This is a genomic window from Ruegeria sp. P8 (assembly GCF_056534665.1).
The window spans coordinates 35377-53833 of record NZ_JBQERC010000014.1 but is presented as its reverse complement, the minus strand read 5'-3'; the positions used below and the strand labels follow the sequence as shown (position 1 = coordinate 53833).

The window sequence follows — 18457 nt, the reverse complement described above, 5'->3', positions numbered from 1 at the left end:
GTCCAATGCCCCGAGCCTTGCTGGCAAGTTTTGCCAACCGTATCGCCATACCCGATCTGCGCTGGGTGCCGGATGAGGGGCTGACCTTCTCTCGCCTGCGGATCGAGCTGCTGTCCGGCCTGACCGTGGCCCTCGCACTGGTGCCCGAGGCCGTGGCCTTTGCCTTTGTGGCAGGCGTGCACCCGCTGGTGGGCCTTTATGCCGCTTTCCTTGTGGGGCTCATCACCGCGCTGATCGGCGGGCGACCTGGCATGATCTCGGGAGCGACGGGCGCGCTGGCGGTCGTCATGGTGGCTTTGGTGGCCGAACATGGTGTCGAATACCTGTTCGCGACGGTGGTGCTGATGGGGATCCTCCAGGTTATCGCCGGGGCGATGCACTGGGGCCGCTTCATCCGACTGGTGCCGCACCCGGTGATGCTGGGTTTTGTGAATGGCCTGGCCATCGTGATCTTTCTGGCCCAGATGGGCCAGTTCAAGGTGCCGGGTACCATGGAAAACACCGGTCACGGCATGGGCGGAGGAGAATGGCTCTCGGGTGCGCAGCTATACACCATGCTGGGCCTTGTGGCACTGACCATGGCGGTGATCTGGGTGGTGCCGCGCATCACGCGCATCATTCCTGCGCCTCTGGCCGGTATTCTGGTTGTCGCTGCGCTGGTGATCGGTCTGGGGTTGGATGTTCCGCGCGTCGGTGATCTGGCCTCGATCGAAGGTGGTCTGCCTGCCTTCCACATCCCGATGGTTCCGCTGAACTGGGGCACGCTTGAGGTCATCCTGCCCTACGCTGTCATTCTGGCCGCGATTGGCCTGATTGAATCCCTTCTGACCCTGAACCTAGTGGGTGAGATTACCGGCAAGCGCGGCGGGGCGTCTCAGGAATGTATCGCCCAGGGTGCGTCGAATATCGTGACCGGCTTTTTCGGAGGCATGGGTGGCTGCGCGATGATCGGTCAGTCGATGATCAACGTGAAATCCGGTGGCCGGACCCGTATCGCCGGGATCGCTGCGGCGCTGTTTTTGCTGACCTTCATCCTGTTTGCCTCACCGCTGATCGAGCAGATCCCGCTGGCCGCGCTGGTTGGGGTGATGTTCATGGTGGTCATCGGCACCTTTGCTTGGAACTCGTTCAAGATCCTGCGCAAGGTTCCACTGACTGACGCTTTTGTCATCGTTCTGGTCACCGTCGTGACAGTGATGGAAGACCTCGCGGTTGCTGTTGTGGTCGGTGTCATCGTGTCGGCTCTGGCCTACGCTTGGAACAACGCCAAGCGCATCCACGCCGTCACCCGTGAGTCCGCGACCGAAAAAGGGGCGAAGGTCTATGAAATCCAGGGGCCGCTGTTCTTTGGGTCATCGGATGGCTTTATCGAACTCTTCGATGTGCCGAATGACCCGGAAACCGTCATCGTCGATTTCGCTGAAAGCCGTGTGGTTGACCAGTCGGCGTTGCAAGCCATCGAAAACATCGCGGCCAAATACGAGGCCGCGGGTAAACGCGTCATGCTGCGCCACCTGAGCCGGGATTGCCACAAGCTGTTGAACAAGGCAGGCCACCTGATGGTCGACAGTGACGATGACCCGGATTACGAACTTGCCGTCGATTACTCGGTCCGTACCGGCATTCTGGGCGGCCACTGATCCTTTTGCGAGGCTCTGCCTCGCGCTCCGGGATATTTGAAGCCAGATGAATGAAGGATCCCTGCTTCATCTGGCCAAAAAATATCCCGGGGGAGCCGCCCGGAACGGGTGGTGGGGGCAGAGCCCCCGACACCCTCAATCATCCGGGCGATTGAGCGAGAACAACTCGGACACGACCGAATAGTCCCGGTACCCAAGCCGCGCCAGAGGTTTGAATGAGGTTACGTCGAACTTGCCCTCTCGGATGTGGTCGTCGAGCAGATGTACGCCTGTTACTTCGCCGAACACGACGCGGTTGGCCGCGCCCGGCAGAGTGACGATCTGGGTCAACTTGCATTCCAGTGCTGCCGGGGCGCCTTGTACGCGAGCGCAGGGGATGGTTTCACATTCGACCGGGGTTAATCCGGCATGGACAAACTCGTCCACCTCCTTCGGAAGACTGGACGAGCTGGCGTTCATCGCATCCTGATGCGCATGGGCCACGACATTCACACAGAACACGCCAGTCGCCTCGATATTGGCGATACTGTCCTTGCCGCCGACCTGATCGTGTTTCGTGCCGGTTGTGGCAAACATCACCTGCGGTGGTGTGTAAGCCACCCCGTTGAAAAAGGAATAGGGTGCCAAATTGTTGATCCCATCCGCATCACGGGTCGAGATCCAGCCGATCGGGCGTGGCGTGATAATGGCATTGAATGGGTTGTGCGGCAGGCCGTGGCCGTCTTCGGGGCGGTAGAACATCATATCTCCAAGCGTTTGCCCAAGGCGTAACGAAGTGCTAGGGCGATTTCCAGCAAGGAAAAGAGGGCAAACGTGCAGCAATTCGGGATCAGGCCGGAAGAGCCGGACGATTGGTGGGAGGTCGAGGCCCTATACGATCTGTGCTTTGCGCCGGGCCGTGAGGCGTTGTCGTCCTACCGGTTGCGCGATGATGTGCCGCCGGTTGCGGGCTTGTCTTTGGTCGCGCGCGACGGTCAGAGTATCTTGGCTGGGGCGATCCGCTTTTGGCCGGTCCATGTCGGCGAACACGATGCATTGCTGCTAGGCCCGGTTGCCGTGCACCCTACCCACCAGGGCGAGGGTCTGGGCGGGTATCTGATCCATGCCGGTGTTGAAGCCGGGCGCAAACTCGGATGGCAGCGGGTCATGCTGGTCGGTGACGAACCCTATTACAGGCGATTTGGTTTTGCGCGGCTGCAAGGTGTCGAGATGCCGCCGCCCACCAACCCGGACCGGGTGCTGGGGCTGGAACTGACGCCCGGGGTCTGGTCCGGAGTTCATGGGGCCGTCACCCGCTGGACCCGCTGACCTATTGAATCGACACGATTCAACGCCAATGTTGATAGGCAGGAGGACGCACATGCAGAACGTGGTTCTTGTCGAAAACGTGGATGCCGAGGCTGAACTGGATCGTTTGGCGGGTTATTACCGATCTGCCGGAGGGGCTGGTGTCAAACTGCTGAACAAGCTGGGCGGATCAGCCGAGTCACTGCTCGAGCAATTGCCCGATCCGGTTCGGAACGGCCTGACAGGGGCTACCGAGCAGGCGCTGTGGCTTGCGATGCACGCGGCTCAGGGGTCCCGGCGTGCGATCCCTGATCAGCAGCCCTGGGTCAATACCGCGCTTGCCACGGCCATGGGCGCGGCCGGCGGGCTGGGCGGTGTTTCAACAGCCCTGATGGAGCTGCCTGCAACAACCGCCATGCTGTTGCGCGCCATTCAGGGGGCCGCCGCGCGCGAAGGTTTCGATCCGTCTGCCGAGAACGTAAAGTTCGACTGTGTGCGGGTTTTGTCCGCATCGGGCCCGCTGTCGCATGATGACGGTGCGGATCTTGGCTTTTTCTCGGTGCGCCTGACACTGACCGGACCGGCCATGCAGCGTCTGATTGCTGCCGTGGCACCACGCTTTTCAATCGTGCTGGGGCAAAAACTGGCGGCACAGTCCGTCCCGGTGCTCGGCGCGTTGGCCGGTGGTGGCACGAACTATGTCTATTCGCGCTATTACCAGCAAATTGCGCGCGTGCATTTCGGCCTGCGAAGATTGGCGGTTGATGCCGATATCCCGCATGACGAGCTGGTGAAACAGCTGTCGACCCGCATGTAGCCAACAGATGCACGGAAGCACCAGACTTGGCGGGTGCCACTTCATGTGGTAGTTTGTAAAGCAACTGCCGCTAAATAGGAGCGTCATGCTGCCTATATGGCGGGCAAACCCGTTACGTGAACAAAAGGTGCGTCACGCGATGAATGCAAGGCCGGTGCTGCGTGAATTACCTGAGACTTCGGAACACCCTGTTTTGCGGCAATCCTCTGCCCTGTGTTACCGGATACTGCATGGCCAGCCAGATGTTTTGCTGATTACAACGCGTCAGGCCCAGCGCTGGATTATCCCCAAAGGGTGGCTTATCCCCGGGCTGACCCCATCAGAAACCGCAATGCAGGAAGCCTGGGAAGAAGCAGGTGTGACAGGGCGATGCAGCAAAGCGGGGCTGGGGCAGTTTCTGCACGTCAAGCACCGCCCAAATCAGCCTCCGACCTTGATTCTGGTTGATGTTTTTGCGCTGCATGTACAGACAATGTCGCAGGACTTCCCCGAAAAGCATGAGCGCAGGCGCAAGTGGTTTGCGCCTGAAAACGCGGCCCAAAAGGTCAGATCACCCGAGCTTGCCGAATTGTTACGCGACTTTAAGACCCATACACATTAAGATAGCACCAGAGAGGCTTGATATTGTCAGTCTGGTCGGTATCTATTCGCCAATCGCAATTTTGGACTGAACATGATTCAATACGCGTTGAAATGCAGTGAAGGCCACACATTCGACAGCTGGTTTCAATCTGCCGAAGCCTTTGACAAGCTGGCTTCTGCAAGGATGGTGACCTGCGCGATCTGCGGATGTGCGCAGGTTGCCAAGGCGATCATGACACCGCGTGTCCGTCCGGCCCGGAACGCAAAGGGAAAAACCGATAGCGCGCCTGTTTCCAACGAACGGATCAACGTTGCCACCCCTTCGCCCGAGATAGAGAAGGTTCTGGCCGAGATGCGCCGCCATGTAGAAAAGAACTCGGACTACGTCGGCAAGGATTTTGCCAGCGAAGCGCGCAAGATGCATCTGGGAGAGGCGCCAGAGCGCTCGATTTACGGTGAAGCCAGACCGGATGAGGCGAAATCGCTGATCGAAGATGGCGTGCCGGTGGCGCCACTGCCGTTTCTGCCCAGCAGAAAGACCAACTGATCCATGCATGTCGTAATCACCGGTGCCAATCGCGGTATCGGTCGCGCCCTTGCCATGCGCTACGGCACCCGCGGTGACGTGGTCACCGGAACTGCACGCGATGGCAGTGCACAGGTGCGTCTGGACGTGTCGGACCCGGCCCAACAGGCGGCAATGGCCGAACAGCTGCAAGACCAGCCCGTTGATCTGCTGATCTGCAATGCCGGGGTCTATCTGGACAAGGGGCACACGCTCAACGACTACCCCGCCGATATGTGGGCGCAAAGCTTTGCCACCAACGTGACCGGCGTTTTCCTGACCGTGCAGGCGTTGTTGCCCAATCTGCGCGCTGCAGGCGGCAAGGTCGCGATCATCTCGTCTCAGATGGCATCCCATACGCGGGCGCCGGGGGGCAGCTATATCTACCGCGCTTCCAAGGCGGCGGCGCTGAATCTGGGGCGAAACCTGGCGACGGATCTGAAAGCCGACGGGATCGCCGTGGGCATCTATCATCCGGGCTGGGTACAAACCGACATGGGCGGTGGCGCTGCTGATATTGATGTCGATCAGGCCGCCTCCGGCCTGATGGAACGCTTTGAGGCCCTGTCGATCAGCTCAACCGGCTGTTTCGAAACCTATGACGGTCAGGCGCACGTTTACTGACGGGTCAGCGCCGCTTTGGGAATCTCATAGACCTCACCGGGTTCAATATAGACCACAAGCAGGTCACCCAGCGTTTCATATGTCATCTTCGAGGTCGAGCTGCTGGACTCAGGCGCACCATCCTTGAAATAGATGTTGCGCACCTTGCCATCACCCAAAGCCACGGCCAGCGTCGTGGTGCCGTCGTCATGGTGGCGCAGCTCTGCATTGCAGCTTTGCATCGGGTCACCGGCATTTGCGGCGCAGGGCACCTTGCCCAGTGCATTCTTTCCGTCCGTGCCTGCCACACTGGCAACCTGCGCCAATGCAGGCGACGACAACAAAGTAACGGCAAGGGCTAGGCGAAACATGGGGAACCTCTTGATTTGGTTGTTACTCGCAGGCTGACACTGCACCTGCGCAATGTAAAGCGGCCCTGTGCCACAGGCGGGTCCTGTTTGCGCTCTTGCTCTTGGGGTGCCCCTCGCTTATGAGGCTCGGGACCTCTAATCCAAGGCGCGGAGACTTTTGCCCCCATGCCCGTACTCGTTATGAAATTCGGCGGCACTTCGGTTGCCAACCTGGACCGCATCCGCCGCGCAGCCAAGCGTGTTGGCGTCGAAGTTGCCAAGGGCTATGACGTGATTGTCATCGTTTCGGCCATGTCGGGCAAGACCAACGAGCTGGTGGGCTGGGTGAACGAGACCTCGCCGCTGTTTGATGCACGCGAATACGATGCTGTTGTATCTTCGGGTGAAAACGTCACCGCTGGCCTGATGGCGCTGACATTGCAGGAAATGGATGTTCCTGCGCGCAGCTGGCAGGGCTGGCAAGTGCCGTTGCTGACAACCAGTGCGCACAGCCAGGCGCGGATCGAAGACATCCCGACCACGAACATCACCCAGAAATTTGACGAAGGCATGAAAGTGGCCGTTGTAGCCGGGTTTCAGGGGCTCAGCCCCGAAGGCCGCATCACCACGCTGGGCCGGGGTGGCTCGGACACCACTGCCGTGGCTTTTGCCGCCGCGTTTGGTGCGGAACGCTGCGATATCTATACCGACGTGGATGGCGTCTATACCACCGATCCGCGCATCTGCGAAAAGGCGCGCAAGCTGCATAGGATCTCGTTCGAGGAAATGCTCGAACTGGCGTCGCTGGGCGCCAAGGTGCTACAGACCCGCTCGGTCGAACTGGCAATGCGCTACAAGGTGAAACTGCGCGTTCTTTCAAGTTTCGAAGAACAATCCGACGAGGCCGGTACGCTGGTCGTTGACGAGGAGGATATCATGGAATCCAATGTTGTGGCCGGTGTGGCCTATTCCCGTGACGAGGCCAAGATGACCGTCGTTTCGGTGGCGGACCGTCCCGGTATCGCCTCGACCATCTTCACCGCGCTCAGCGATGAGGGCGTCAATGTCGACATGATCGTGCAGAACATCTCGGACGAGGGGCGCACGGACATGACCTTCTCGTGCCCCACCGATCAGGTGGTCCGTGCCGAAAAAGCGCTGCTGGCGATCAAGGACAAGGGCGAGCTCAATTATGCCGAACTGGTCGCCGATACCGGTGTCTGCAAGGTCTCGGTGGTGGGAATCGGTATGCGCTCGCAATCGGGTGTCGCGGCCAAAATGTTCAAGATACTCTCGGATGAGGGGATCAACATCAAGGTCATCACAACCTCCGAGATCAAAATTTCCGTTCTTATCGACAGGAAATACATGGAACTTGCCGTTCAGGCACTGCATGATGCCTTTGAACTGGACAAGGCGGCCTGAGCTGATCGGCCAAGGGTTTCGCCTGACACACTGAATTGGTTGGGCCATGGCGGACGGCACGGAAACAGAATCCCGCAAGCTGCTGGGGCGGTTGCGCGAGGCGATGGCCAGCGAAGCCGCTGGACAGGAGCGTCTTGATCAGATCACTCATCTGATCGCCGACAGCATGCGCAGCGAAGTGTGCTCAATCTATCTGTTCCGCGATGATGAGACCCTGGAACTCTGCGCGACCCAGGGACTTGCGCCTGAATCGGTACACCAGACCCGGATGCGCATGGGCGAGGGGCTGGTGGGCAGGGTCGCCAAGACCGGCAAGGTGGTCAACACCCCGGATGCGCCGTCTGAAAAAGGGTTCCGGTATATGCCGGAAACCGGGGAAGAGCGGTTTTCGTCCTTTCTCGGTGTGCCGGTGCAGCGCCTTGGGGAAAAGCTGGGTGTTCTGGTTGTCCAGTCCCGCAAAGCGCGCGAATTTTCCGCCGACGAAATCTATGCGCTGGAAGTGGTGGCCATGGTGCTGGCCGAAATGACCGAACTGGGCGCCTTTGTCGGCGAAGGCGCGGCACTGTCGCCACGGCACCAGCAATCGGTCCTGCTGCGCGGCGGCCCGGCGCAGGAAGGCTCCGCCGAAGGCCATGTCTGGCTGCATGAACCCCGTGTGGTTGTCACCAATCCGATCGCCGAAGACCCGCACCGGGAACGCGAACGTCTGAATGAGGCGGTGGAAGAGCTGCGCGTCGGCGTCGACAAGATGCTCGAGATTTCCCGGGATGGTGACACCGAACAGCTCAAGGTGCTGGAAGCCTACCGGATGTTTGCCAATTCCAAAGGCTGGATGCGCCGGATGGAAGAGGACATTGCTCTGGGGCTCAGTGCCGAGGCCGCGGTCGAGAAAGAACAATCTCAGGCGCGCGCCCGGATGGGGCAGGTGTCCGATCCCTATCTGCGCGAACGGCTGGCGGATCTTGACGACCTCAGCAACCGTTTGCTGCGCATTCTGACCGGGCAGGGAAAAACCGACAGCGCCGATCTGCCGCCCGATCCGATTCTGGTCGCGCGCAATATCGGCCCCGGTGACCTGCTGGAATACGGGCGGGCGTTGAAGGGGATCATCCTCGAAGAGGGTTCAGTCGGCAGTCACGCCACCATTGTGGCCCGTGCGCTGGCAATCCCTTTGGTGGTCCATGTGGGCCGGATCACGACCGAAGCGCTGAATGGCGACCATGTGCTGGTGGACGGCGATCAGGGCGTTGTTCACCTGCGCCCCGAAGACAGCGTGGTCAGCGCCTTCCGCGACAAGATCGCGATGCAGGCCAAAGCGCAGGAACGCTATGCCTCGATCCGCGAAACCCCCTGTATCACACGCGACGGGACGCGCATCAATCTGGTGATGAACGCAGGCCTTATGGCCGACCTGCCGTCGCTGGGAACATCAGGTGCCGAAGGTGTTGGCCTGTTCCGAACCGAGCTGCAATTCCTGATCCGCAATCAGATGCCCAAACGGTCCGAGCTGGTCACTCAGTATCAGCGGGTTCTGGATGCGGCAGGCGACAAAAGGGTGGTGTTCCGCACACTGGATATCGGGTCGGACAAGGTGCTGCCCTATATGAAACACGTGGCCGAACCCAACCCGGCCCTGGGTTGGCGCGCCATTCGTGTCGGTCTGGACAAACGCGGCGTGATGCGGATGCAGTTGCAGGCCCTTCTGCGCGCCGCCAATGGCCGCCCACTGACCATCATGTTCCCCTTTGTCGCGCAGGCCGAGGAATATCGCGAAGCCCGCTGGGAGGTGAACAAAACCATCGAACGCGAAAAGCGACTGGGCCATGTTCTGCCCGAAACGCTTGAAGTCGGCGCGATGCTGGAAACTCCATCGCTGGCCTTTGCGCCGCAAAAGTTCTTTGACGAGGTCGATTTCATCTCGATCGGCGGGAATGACCTCAAGCAGTTCTTTTTTGCGGCTGACCGCGAAAATGAACTGGTCCGCCGCCGCTATGACACGTTGAATGTCAGTTTCCTGAGCCTGATGGAACGCATTGTCGAACGCTGCGGGCTTTCGGACACCCCGCTCAGTTTCTGTGGCGAGGATGCGGGCCGCCCGGTCGAGGCGCTGTGCCTTGCGGCCATGGGTATTCGCACCCTGTCGATGCGCCCGGCGTCGATTGGTCCGGTCAAAAGCCTGTTGCTGCGGTGTGACCTGATGGAGGTACGCAAAATCATCGCGGACGCACGCCATCGTGGCGAACAATCCGTGCGCCCGGCCGTGATGGAATGGCTGCGCAGTCAGGTATAGCCCGCAAAACCTCGCTTTTTGGGAAACTATGCTTGATTTTTTCGCGCGGGCTTTTTATCACGCAGGCAATGTTAGCGGTAACAGTGTGCCGCAGAGCCGTTTCATGCCGTGCTGAACTGATATCGGCAAACTCGAGAAGGAGCCTGTGATGGTTTCACGCGTAATTCCGGTAGAGCCGTTCGATCTTGTGTTGTTCGGCGCGACCGGGGATCTGGCGCAACGTAAGATCCTGCCGGGCCTGTACCATCGGTTTGAGGTCGGCCAGATGCCCGATGGGGCGCGGATCATCGGCACGGCGCGCTCGGATATCGACAGCGACGGGTTTCGCGATCAGGTCCGTGCATCGATGCAGGAATTCGCACCGAAGTTCAAAAAAGACACATTGGACCGGTTTCTGTCCCATGTTGAATACGTGCCGGTGGATGCGCTGGGCGATGCCGGATGGTCCGATCTATCCAAGATGCTGCGCCCCGACGTGGTGCGGGCCTTTTACCTGTCAGTGGGTCCCAGCCTGTTTTCGGGCATTGCGCAGCGCCTGCATGACGCCGGTCTGGCCACGCCGGACAGCCGCATCGTTGTTGAAAAGCCTTTCGGCCATGACCTGGCCTCGGCCAGGGCGCTGAACGAAGGCTTGCGGGCCTGTTTCAAGGAACACCAGATTTACCGGATCGACCATTATCTGGGCAAGGAAACCGTGCAGAACCTGATGGCGCTGCGCTTTGCGAATTCCCTGTTCGAACCGCTTTGGAACTCGACCCATGTCGATCATGTGCAGATCACAGTGGCGGAAACCGTCGGGGTCGAAGGGCGCGGGGCCTATTACGATCAATCCGGCGCGATGCGGGACATGATCCAGAACCATCTGGTGCAATTGCTGTGCCTGACCGCGATGGAACCTCCGTCAAAGTTCTCTCCCAACGCAGTGCGTGACGAGAAGGTCAAGGTGATTGAGGCGCTGGAACCGGTCGAACCCAGGGACATCGCCCGTGGTCAGTATCGCACGGGCAAGGGCGGTGACGGATACCTTGACCACGTCGGCAACCTGGCCAGCCGCACCGAAAGCTTCATTGCGCTCAAGGTCCATATCGGCAACTGGCGCTGGGCCGGGGTGCCGTTCTACTTGCGCACAGGCAAACGCCTGCGCGCCCGTGCCTCTGAAATCGCGGTGTTCTTCCGCGACCCGCCACACACGATCTTTCCCAATGTCGGCCCGTTGCATGGCAACGTGCTGGTGATCCGCCTGCAACCTGACGAAGGCATCACCCTGCGCACAACGATAAAGGAACCGGGGCAGGGCGGGTTCCGCCTGTCAGATGTCGCTCTGGACATGAGCTTTGCCGACGCGCTGGGTGATGACTCGCAATCCCCGGACGCATATGAACGCCTGATCATGGATGTCATCCGGGGCGATCAGACCCTGTTCATGCGTGGGGACGAGGCCGAGGCCGCCTGGGCCTGGGTCGATCCCATCATTCACGGCTGGGAACAGCGCGGGGACAAACCCGCCAAGTACGATCAGGGCAGTTCAGGCCCCGAAGAAGCACTGATGCTGATGCATCGCGATGGGCGTCGCTGGCGTCAGATCGGAGGGTAATCATGGTTCACTCTGTCATTTCCGACGTCACCAAACGGATCATCGACCGCAGCGCCGGTCTGCGCGGCCCCCATATCGACCGGATGGAACAGGCCAGATCCAAGGGCCCCGCCCGTGCGCACCTGTCTTGCAGCGGTCAGGCCCATGCCTATGCGGGTGCGGGTGAAGACCAGCAATCCATGGCCACCGGCACGGCGGGCAATCTGGGCATCGTCACCGCCTATAACGACATGCTGTCTGCCCATCAGCCCTTTGAACGGTACCCCGCCCTGATCCGCGACGCGATCCGCGCCGCCGGAGGCACCGCACAGGTCGCGGGTGGCGTGCCAGCCATGTGCGACGGTGTCACCCAGGGCGAAGCAGGGATGGAATTGTCGCTGTTTTCACGCGACGTGATCGCTCTGGCAACTGGCGTAGCACTCAGCCACAACACCTATGACGCGGCAGTCTTCCTCGGCGTCTGTGACAAGATTGTCCCCGGTCTTATCATCGGCGCGCAGGCGTTTGGGCATCTGCCTGCCGTGTTCCTGCCCGCAGGGCCAATGACCAGCGGTCTGCCCAATGACGAAAAGGCCAAGGTCCGCCAGAAATTCGCTGCCGGAGAGGTCGGGCGCGACGAACTGATGGCCGCCGAAATGGCGGCCTATCACGGTCCCGGCACCTGCACTTTCTACGGCACCGCCAACACCAACCAGATGCTGATGGAATTCATGGGCCTGCACCTGCCGGGCTCCAGCTTCGTCAATCCCAACACGCCCTTGCGCGACGCGCTGACACAAGAGGGCGCGCGCCGCGCCCTGTCGCTCAGTGCGCTGGGAAACAGCTATACCCCTGTTTATCAGGTGCTCGACGAACGGGCCTTTGTGAACGGTATCGTCGGCCTTATGGCGACCGGAGGTTCGACCAATCTGCTGATCCACCTGATTGCCATGGCGCGCGCTGGTGGTATCGTTCTGGACTGGCAGGATTTTTCCGATATCTCCGCCGTGGTCCCGCTGGTCGCGCGGGTCTATCCCAACGGTCTGGCCGACGTGAATCACTTCCACGCCGCAGGCGGACTTGGGTTCACCATTGGCACGTTGCTCGAAGAAGGTTTGCTGCACCCCGATACGTTGACCGTTGCCGGGCAGGGCCTGCGCAATTACACGCGCGAGCCCAAGCTGATCGATGGTGAGCTGACCTGGCAAGACGGCGCGGGCCACAGCCTGAATGACAAGATTGTCCGCCCCGCCCGCGACCCGTTCCAGCCCACCGGCGGCCTGTCGCGCCTGACCGGCAATCTGGGCACCGGGGTCATGAAAGTATCAGCCGTCGCGCCAGAACATCAGGTGGTCGAGGCTCCTGTCCGCGTTTTCCACGACCAGGACGCGGTCAAGGCAGCCTTCAAGGCTGGCGAGTTCACCGGTGACGTCATCGTCGTCGTGCGCTTCCAGGGCCCCAAGGCCAACGGGATGCCGGAACTGCACTCGCTGACGCCCATGCTGTCGATCCTGCAGGGCCGGGGGCAGAAAGTGGCGCTGGTCACCGATGGCCGCATGTCTGGCGCGTCCGGCAAGGTACCCGCCGCCATCCATGTTGTCCCCGAGGCGCTCGACCGCGGCCCCATTGCATACCTTCAGGACGGTGACATCCTGCGCGTTGACGCGGTCAGGGGTGATCTGGAAATCCTCACCGCAGGCGTTCTGGACCGCGCGCCCGTCACCACCGACCTGTCCGCCAATCAACACGGTGCAGGGCGCGATCTTTTTGGTGCGTTCCGCCAGAATGTCGGCTCGGCCGACACCGGTGCCAGCATTTTCGGAGTTTAACCTCATGTCCAAATCCCAACGCACCCGTGAAATCTGCGCACTGGCCCCGATCGTTCCGGTTCTGGTCGTCGATGACGTTGCGCAGGCCCGCCCGCTGGCCGAGGCATTGGTCGCCGGCGGTCTGCCAGCGCTCGAGGTCACCTTGCGCACGCCCGCCGCGCTCGACGCGATCCGCGCGATGGCCAAGGTGCCCGGCGGCGTGGTCGGCGCAGGTACGCTGGTCACACCCGAAGATGTCCGCGCCGCCAAAGAGGCGGGCGCGCAGTTCGGCGTCTCTCCGGGCGCAACCGACGCGCTCATCGCGGCGTGTGAGGCCGAGGGCCTGCCGCTGTTGCCCGGCGCGGCCACGGCCAGCGAAGCGATGGCATTGCTGGAAAAAGGCTATGACATGCTGAAATTCTTCCCGGCCGAGGCCTCGGGCGGCGCGCCCGCACTCAAAGCCATCGGCGCACCCCTGCCGCAGATCAGCTTTTGCCCGACAGGCGGGGTGTCGCCGTCCAACGCCCGTGACTACCTGTCCCTGTCCAATGTGATCTGCGCCGGTGGCAGCTGGGTCGCGCCCAAGCAGATGGTCGAAAGCGGTGACTGGGCCGGGATCGAAACACTTGCGCGCGAGGCATCCAAGCTGGCGGATTGACGTCGCGAAGCCCCTCGGTAATGTGGGCGTCAACTCAGACAGGTTGACCCCATGACACAGACATCTGCCCTCTCCCAGGGGCGAACTTATTTGGCGATCCCGGGCCCTTCGGTGATGCCGGACGCAGTCCTGCAGGCGATGCATCGCCCGTCGCCCAATATCTACGATGGCGCGCTCATCGACATGATGCCCGACCTGACCCGCGATCTGCGCCGGGTTGCTCGCACAGGCCATGACGTTGCCATCTACATTGCCAATGGTCACGGCACGTGGGAGGCCGCTCTGTCCAACGTGATCGCCCCCGGCGAAACCGTTCTGGCTCCTGCCTCGGGCCGGTTCACCCATGGCTGGGGCGAGATGGCCGAAGGCATCGGGGCAAAGGTGCAGCTGATCGATTTCGGCACCTCATCCGCCTGGGATCTCGACCGAATTGCCGACGCATTGCGCGCGGATAAAAGCCGTCAGATCAAGGCCGTTCTCGCGGTTCATGTGGACACATCAAGCTCGATCCGCAACGATATCCCGGCACTGCGCAAACTGCTCGACGATCTGGACCATCCGGCGCTGTTGATGGCCGATTGCATTGCCTCGCTGGGATGCGACCGGTTCGAGATGGATGAATGGGGCGTCGATGTCACGGTCACCGCCTGCCAGAAAGGCCTGATGACCCCCGCAGGCACAGGCTTTGTCTTTTTCAACGACAAAGCACAGGCCAAGCGGGCCGCCATGCCGCGTGTGTCGCGATACTGGGACTGGCAGCCGCGCGCCAATCCCGACCTGTTCTACCAGTATTTCGACGGTACCGCGCCGACGCATCACCTCTATGGTCTGCGCGCCGCGCTCGACCTGATCCATGCGGAAGGGATCGAACAGGTCTGGGCCCGCCATGAGCGTCTGGCTACTGCCATCTGGGCGGCCTGCGAAACATGGGCCGAAGGCGGCGCGCTGCATCTGAACGTTGCCGACCGCGACCACCGCAGCCATGCCGTTACAGCCCTGCGCCTGACCGGAGGGCGCGGCACGGCCCTACGCGCGTTCACCGAACATCAACTGGGCCTGACATTGGGCATTGGTCTTGGGATGGAGGACTACGACAGCTGTTTCCGCCTCGGGCATATGGGTCATGTCAACGGGCAGATGGTGATGGCGATGCTGGGCGGTATGGAAACGGCCATGACCGCGCTTGATATCCCCCGTGGCAAAGGCGCGCTCGAGGCCGCCGCTGCCGTTCTGGCCGCCTGACACGCCTCAGACGAACAGCACCGATCCACCTCTTCATCTGGCTAAAAATATCCTCGGGGGGATCGCGCTTTGCGCGATGGGGGGCAGACAGCCCCCCTTTGACCCGATGGCAAGACAGACCAGCGCTAGGCAGTATTTGACCGCACCTCTGCTAGCACCTTGGGCAAGGCGACCGCAAAAGCATCCAGATCTGCTGTGTCACCACAGCTTACCCGGATGCACCTGTTCTGGGGCGCTGCAAACGGCATCCGGACAAACAGACCCCGCGCAACCAAAGCCTCCAGTACCGCTCTTGCGAATTCGCCTTCCCGCCCGCAATCAATCGCCACGAAATTGGTGGCCGAGGGAAGGGGCTCCAATCCGTTCTCGCGGGCAATCATTCCAATCCGCGCACGCGCCTCTGCGATCTGTGTCTGAATGTGCTCCAGCCAGGCGCCATCCTGCAACGCGGCCAGCGCCCCGGCCTGCGCCGCGCGGTTCATGCCGAAATGGTTGCGCACCTTGTTAAAGGCTGCGATCAGGTCGGGCGCTCCCATGGCATAGCCAACCCGTGCGCCCGCCATGCCATAGACCTTGGAAAATGTCCGCATCCGGATCACGCGAGGGTCGTCTGCGCTGACGGGTGCCGCTGTCCCATCTGGCGCGCATTCCACATAAGCCTCATCCAGAATCAGCAGGCAACCGTCGGGCAGGGCATCCATCGCCGCCACGATATCCGCGCCGGAATGCCAGCTGCCCATCGGATTGTCCGGATTGGCCAGATAGACCAGTTTTGCCCCCACCTCGGCCGCCTTCGCAAACAGGGCCGCCGGGTCCTCGTGATCCCCGGCATAGGGAACCTTGTGCAGAACGCCACCGAACCCGGCCACATGATAATTGAACGTCGGATACGCCCCGTCCGAGGTTACAACCGCATCCCCGGGCCCTACAATCAGACGCACAAGATAACCCAGAAGCCCGTCAATCCCTTCGCCTACGACGATATTTTCGGGGGTTACCCCATGATACTCGGCCAAAGCATGGCGCAGATCGTGATTCTCGGGATCGCCATACATCCAGATATCAGACGCGGCCTGCTCCATGGCCCGGATCGCGCGGGGCGAGGGGCCAAACACGCTCTCATTGGCCCCAAGACGGGCAATGAACGCCGCGCCGCGCTGACGCTCTTGCGTTTCGGGGCCCACAAAGGGCACGGTGGCGGGCAGGGATTGGGCAAGCGGGGTGTATCGAGGTCCTGTCATGCCTGCAGATAACCCCAAGCCCGAGCTTCGGGCAAGCGCGCACCTCATCCCGCGCGTCAGAACGTATTGAAACAAAAGTAAGGAGCGCAGATGCGCATACTGTCTGCCATTGTTCTTCTGGGCCTTGCCTATCTTCTGTTCTGGCCCGTTCCCGTTATCCCCGTCGCCGTTGAGATACCGGAAGATGCCGGTTTCACAGGAGATTTCGCAGAAAACACCGCGCTGGACGCCGCGCAGCTGATCCGCCTGCCGGATGGGGAAACCGGCCCCGAAGATATCGCCATCCTGCCCGACGGCGCGGTCTATACGACCAGCCGGTCTGGCACGCTCTATCGGATTGACGGGGCCGACCCTGTTGTGGTCGACCAGCTTGGCGGGCGTCCTCTGGGCCTCAGGGCCGGGCCGGATGGCGCGCTATATATTGCCGACAGCTTTCGCGGGGTGATGCGCTGGACCGGGTCGGGCACGCTTGAATCCGTGGTGGCAGATATCGACGGTGCACCCGTGGTCTATGCAAACCAACTGGACGTGGCACAGGACGGCACGATCTATTTTTCGAACTCCTCTGACCGGTTCGACCCCGAAACCATGGGCGGAACCAAGCCGACCTCGGTCCTGACCATCTGGGAACAATCCGATACAGGCTATGTCGCGCGTCACAACCCCGATGGCCGCACCGAAAAGATTGCCACTGGGTTCGTCTATACCAATGGCATTGCGCTCTCACCTGACGCAGATTTCCTGTTGATCGCCGAAACCGGCCGCGCACGGGTACACAAGCTGTGGCTTAGCGGGCCGAAAGCCGGTCAGCAAGAGGTCTTGCTGGACAACCTGCCCGGCTATCCCGACAATCTCGAAGCACAGGGTGATGGCACCTACTGGATGGCCTTCGCCAGCCCGCGTGTCCCGTCCGAGGCACTGATGCCGTACCCCTTCCTGCGCAAGGTGGTCTGGCGGCTGGGTCCGGCTGTACGCCCGGCACCGATCCATCGGGGTATGCTGGTGCAGTTTGATGGTGAAGGCACGATCCTGCGCACGCTTCAAGACCCTCAAGGCCGTATTGGCATCACGACAGGGGGCCGGATCGTGGGCGATCAGTTCTATGTCATGACGCTCGATTCCCCCTGGTTCGGGCGGATGCCTGTCAGCGATCTGCCCTGACGTCGCAGTGGAATTCGGCGTCCCGTCCGGGCATGGTCGCCGCAACTGAATTTCGGGAGGTCCCCCATGTCACGTGTATCCGTCACCTATCAAGACCATGTTGCCCATGTCACCCTGACCAGAGGTGACAAGATGAATGCGCTGGATGACGCGATGGTCAAGGCATTGCTCTCTGCCGGGCAAGAGGTCGCCGCCTCGGACGCCCGCGCCGTGGTTTTGTCGGGCGAGGGGAAAAGCTTCTGCGCTGGGCTCGACATGGCGAGCTTTGCCAAGATGGCCCATATGGACCCCACCGAATGGCTGATGACCCGCAGCCACGAAGATGCCAACGAAATGCAGGAGCTGGCGCTGATCTGGCGTCGCGTACCGGTGCCGGTGATCTGCGCCATTCAGGGTGTCGCCTATGGCGGTGGCCTGCAAATCGCTCTGGGCGCGGATATCCGTATCGCGCACCCCGAGGCGAAACTGGCGGTGATGGAGATGAAGTGGGGTATCATCCCCGATATGGGCGGCATGGTTCTGCTGCCCCGGCTTGTGCGTTCGGACGTGCTGCGCCTGCTGACCTACACGGCCCGGCCCATCGGCGCGCAGCAGGCGATGGATTGGGGACTGGTCACGCAGCTTTCAGATGACCCGCTGACCGAAGCTCTGGCCATTGCCGAGAATATCGCCGGTCAAAGCCCCTCGGCTATCCGTGCGGCCAAGCGGCTGATCGAAGTGGCCGAAACCCAGCCCCGCGCAGACGTTCTCAAGGCGGAATCCGCCGAGCAGGTGGAGCTGATCGGCAAGCCTCATCAGATGGAGGTCGTGATGGCGCAGATGCAGGGCCGCAAGCCCGAGTTCAAGTGATCAGCGCATGAAAGCCCGCCGCGCATCGCGGGCCATGTTGTAACGCATTTCCAGATCAGCGATCTCCGACATCGCGGCCCGGCGTTCCGCGGGGTCGGTCAGGGCCGGATACGCTTTGCGGGCCGCATCCAGTTTCTTTTTGATGTCGAACTCTTCGGGAAGAACCCCGGCTTGCGCCATGATCCGGTGCCCGGCGGCGATGGCCGGATCGCCCTGCGCCTCGCCGGACCGGTCGGGCAGGGGGAGACCTTCGCCGACAAGGCCCTGCAACTGCCCCTCGGCCTGTGCCTTTTTGATCTGGCGCTCCACCAGTTTTCCAAGTGAACCGAACATGGCGCAACTATACCCGGTAAGGGCGGGATACGA

18 protein-coding genes are annotated in these 18457 nt (G+C 61.4%); 14 read left to right on the top strand and 4 right to left on the bottom strand.

Annotated features, from left to right (window positions below; translation table 11 throughout):
- Window positions 1-5: 5 nt before the first annotated feature.
- A complete protein-coding gene (locus tag ACR0BZ_RS15250; protein WP_480488476.1) occupies window positions 6-1640 on the top strand; it encodes a SulP family inorganic anion transporter in 1635 nt (544 codons plus the stop codon).
- 135 nt (window positions 1641-1775) lie between these two features.
- Here ACR0BZ_RS15250 and ACR0BZ_RS15245 read toward each other — a convergent pair whose 3' ends face one another.
- Window positions 1776-2381, bottom strand: coding sequence for a flavin reductase family protein (locus ACR0BZ_RS15245; RefSeq protein WP_480920650.1), 606 nt, complete (start codon window positions 2379-2381; stop codon window positions 1776-1778).
- Window positions 2382-2453: 72 nt separating this feature from the next.
- Here ACR0BZ_RS15245 and ACR0BZ_RS15240 point away from each other — a divergent pair, with 72 nt between their 5' ends.
- The 5 genes from ACR0BZ_RS15240 (at window position 2454) to ACR0BZ_RS15220 (ending at window position 5515) form a co-directional block, all read left to right on the top strand.
- Window positions 2454-2948 (top strand): GNAT family N-acetyltransferase, encoded by a 495-nt coding sequence (locus ACR0BZ_RS15240; protein WP_480920649.1) that lies wholly within the window; start codon window positions 2454-2456, stop codon window positions 2946-2948.
- Window positions 2949-3000: 52 nt separating this feature from the next.
- A complete protein-coding gene (locus tag ACR0BZ_RS15235; RefSeq protein ID WP_480920648.1) occupies window positions 3001-3744 on the top strand; it encodes an EcsC family protein in 744 nt (247 codons plus the stop codon).
- Between the two features lie 85 nt (window positions 3745-3829).
- Window positions 3830-4345 carry an NUDIX hydrolase gene (locus tag ACR0BZ_RS15230; RefSeq protein WP_480915099.1) on the top strand — a complete coding sequence of 172 codons (516 nt, stop codon included), beginning with the start codon at window positions 3830-3832 and terminating at the stop codon, window positions 4343-4345.
- A gap of 72 nt (window positions 4346-4417) precedes the next feature.
- Window positions 4418-4873, top strand: coding sequence for a DUF1178 family protein (locus ACR0BZ_RS15225; protein ID WP_480507785.1), 456 nt, complete (start codon window positions 4418-4420; stop codon window positions 4871-4873).
- Window positions 4874-4876: 3 nt separating this feature from the next.
- Window positions 4877-5515, top strand: a complete 639-nt coding sequence (locus ACR0BZ_RS15220; RefSeq protein WP_480507787.1) for an SDR family oxidoreductase — start codon at window positions 4877-4879, stop codon at window positions 5513-5515.
- Here ACR0BZ_RS15220 and ACR0BZ_RS15215 read toward each other — a convergent pair.
- Window positions 5509-5865: a hypothetical protein gene (locus tag ACR0BZ_RS15215; protein WP_480484393.1), complete on the bottom strand. Its 357-nt coding sequence runs from the start codon at window positions 5863-5865 to the stop codon at window positions 5509-5511. The genes ACR0BZ_RS15220 and ACR0BZ_RS15215 overlap by 7 nt on opposite strands.
- A gap of 165 nt (window positions 5866-6030) precedes the next feature.
- On the opposite strand from ACR0BZ_RS15215, the gene ACR0BZ_RS15210 reads away from it, so the two are divergent.
- The 6 genes from ACR0BZ_RS15210 (at window position 6031) to ACR0BZ_RS15185 (ending at window position 14840) form a co-directional block, all read left to right on the top strand.
- The gene (locus ACR0BZ_RS15210) at window positions 6031-7269 is read left to right on the top strand and encodes an aspartate kinase (protein ID WP_480920647.1); all 1239 of its coding nucleotides are present in this window, start codon (window positions 6031-6033) and stop codon (window positions 7267-7269) included.
- 46 nt (window positions 7270-7315) lie between these two features.
- Entirely contained in the window at window positions 7316-9559 is a 2244-nt protein-coding gene (gene ptsP, locus ACR0BZ_RS15205; RefSeq protein ID WP_480920646.1) for a phosphoenolpyruvate--protein phosphotransferase, read from the top strand.
- 148 nt (window positions 9560-9707) lie between these two features.
- On the top strand, window positions 9708-11153 hold the full coding sequence (gene zwf / locus ACR0BZ_RS15200) for a glucose-6-phosphate dehydrogenase (protein ID WP_480920645.1): 1446 nt from the start codon (window positions 9708-9710) through the stop codon (window positions 11151-11153).
- A 2-nt stretch (window positions 11154-11155) separates the two neighbouring features.
- Window positions 11156-12961 (top strand): phosphogluconate dehydratase, encoded by a 1806-nt coding sequence (edd, locus tag ACR0BZ_RS15195; protein WP_480920644.1) that lies wholly within the window; start codon window positions 11156-11158, stop codon window positions 12959-12961.
- Window positions 12962-12965: 4 nt separating this feature from the next.
- The gene (locus ACR0BZ_RS15190) at window positions 12966-13598 is read left to right on the top strand and encodes a bifunctional 4-hydroxy-2-oxoglutarate aldolase/2-dehydro-3-deoxy-phosphogluconate aldolase (RefSeq protein ID WP_480870663.1); all 633 of its coding nucleotides are present in this window, start codon (window positions 12966-12968) and stop codon (window positions 13596-13598) included.
- A gap of 51 nt (window positions 13599-13649) precedes the next feature.
- Window positions 13650-14840 carry a pyridoxal-phosphate-dependent aminotransferase family protein gene (locus ACR0BZ_RS15185; RefSeq protein WP_480920643.1) on the top strand — a complete coding sequence of 397 codons (1191 nt, stop codon included), beginning with the start codon at window positions 13650-13652 and terminating at the stop codon, window positions 14838-14840.
- A 125-nt stretch (window positions 14841-14965) separates the two neighbouring features.
- Here ACR0BZ_RS15185 and ACR0BZ_RS15180 read toward each other — a convergent pair whose 3' ends face one another.
- Complete coding sequence (locus tag ACR0BZ_RS15180) at window positions 14966-16081, bottom strand: pyridoxal phosphate-dependent aminotransferase (RefSeq protein ID WP_480920642.1); 1116 nt, start codon at window positions 16079-16081, stop codon at window positions 14966-14968.
- Window positions 16082-16171: 90 nt separating this feature from the next.
- Between ACR0BZ_RS15180 and ACR0BZ_RS15175 the strand changes: the two genes are divergently transcribed.
- Window positions 16172-17242, top strand: a complete 1071-nt coding sequence (locus ACR0BZ_RS15175) for an SMP-30/gluconolactonase/LRE family protein (RefSeq protein WP_480920641.1) — start codon at window positions 16172-16174, stop codon at window positions 17240-17242.
- A 66-nt stretch (window positions 17243-17308) separates the two neighbouring features.
- Entirely contained in the window at window positions 17309-18091 is a 783-nt protein-coding gene (locus tag ACR0BZ_RS15170; RefSeq protein WP_209505660.1) for a crotonase/enoyl-CoA hydratase family protein, read from the top strand.
- Here the strand turns inward: ACR0BZ_RS15170 and ACR0BZ_RS15165 are convergent, their stop codons facing one another.
- A complete protein-coding gene (locus tag ACR0BZ_RS15165; protein WP_267363466.1) occupies window positions 18092-18424 on the bottom strand; it encodes a DnaJ family domain-containing protein in 333 nt (110 codons plus the stop codon).
- Window positions 18425-18457: the final 33 nt, after the last annotated feature.

Bases quoted from the DNA above. Each gene is read 5' to 3' on its own strand.
- ACR0BZ_RS15250 (WP_480488476.1), top strand. From the start codon at position 6: ATGCCCCGAGCCTTGCTGGCAAGTTTTGCCAACCGTATCGCCATACCC.
- ACR0BZ_RS15245 (WP_480920650.1), bottom strand. From the start codon at position 2,381: ATGTTCTACCGCCCCGAAGACGGCCACGGCCTGCCGCACAACCCATTC.
- ACR0BZ_RS15235 (WP_480920648.1), top strand. From the start codon at position 3,001: ATGCAGAACGTGGTTCTTGTCGAAAACGTGGATGCCGAGGCTGAACTG.
- ACR0BZ_RS15230 (WP_480915099.1), top strand. From the start codon at position 3,830: ATGCTGCCTATATGGCGGGCAAACCCGTTACGTGAACAAAAGGTGCGT.
- ACR0BZ_RS15225 (WP_480507785.1), top strand. From the start codon at position 4,418: ATGATTCAATACGCGTTGAAATGCAGTGAAGGCCACACATTCGACAGC.
- ACR0BZ_RS15220 (WP_480507787.1), top strand. From the start codon at position 4,877: ATGCATGTCGTAATCACCGGTGCCAATCGCGGTATCGGTCGCGCCCTT.
- ACR0BZ_RS15215 (WP_480484393.1), bottom strand. From the start codon at position 5,865: ATGTTTCGCCTAGCCCTTGCCGTTACTTTGTTGTCGTCGCCTGCATTG.
- ACR0BZ_RS15210 (WP_480920647.1), top strand. From the start codon at position 6,031: ATGCCCGTACTCGTTATGAAATTCGGCGGCACTTCGGTTGCCAACCTG.
- ptsP (WP_480920646.1), top strand. From the start codon at position 7,316: ATGGCGGACGGCACGGAAACAGAATCCCGCAAGCTGCTGGGGCGGTTG.
- zwf (WP_480920645.1), top strand. From the start codon at position 9,708: ATGGTTTCACGCGTAATTCCGGTAGAGCCGTTCGATCTTGTGTTGTTC.
- edd (WP_480920644.1), top strand. From the start codon at position 11,156: ATGGTTCACTCTGTCATTTCCGACGTCACCAAACGGATCATCGACCGC.
- ACR0BZ_RS15190 (WP_480870663.1), top strand. From the start codon at position 12,966: ATGTCCAAATCCCAACGCACCCGTGAAATCTGCGCACTGGCCCCGATC.
- ACR0BZ_RS15185 (WP_480920643.1), top strand. From the start codon at position 13,650: ATGACACAGACATCTGCCCTCTCCCAGGGGCGAACTTATTTGGCGATC.
- ACR0BZ_RS15180 (WP_480920642.1), bottom strand. From the start codon at position 16,081: ATGACAGGACCTCGATACACCCCGCTTGCCCAATCCCTGCCCGCCACC.
- ACR0BZ_RS15175 (WP_480920641.1), top strand. From the start codon at position 16,172: ATGCGCATACTGTCTGCCATTGTTCTTCTGGGCCTTGCCTATCTTCTG.
- ACR0BZ_RS15170 (WP_209505660.1), top strand. From the start codon at position 17,309: ATGTCACGTGTATCCGTCACCTATCAAGACCATGTTGCCCATGTCACC.
- ACR0BZ_RS15165 (WP_267363466.1), bottom strand. From the start codon at position 18,424: ATGTTCGGTTCACTTGGAAAACTGGTGGAGCGCCAGATCAAAAAGGCA.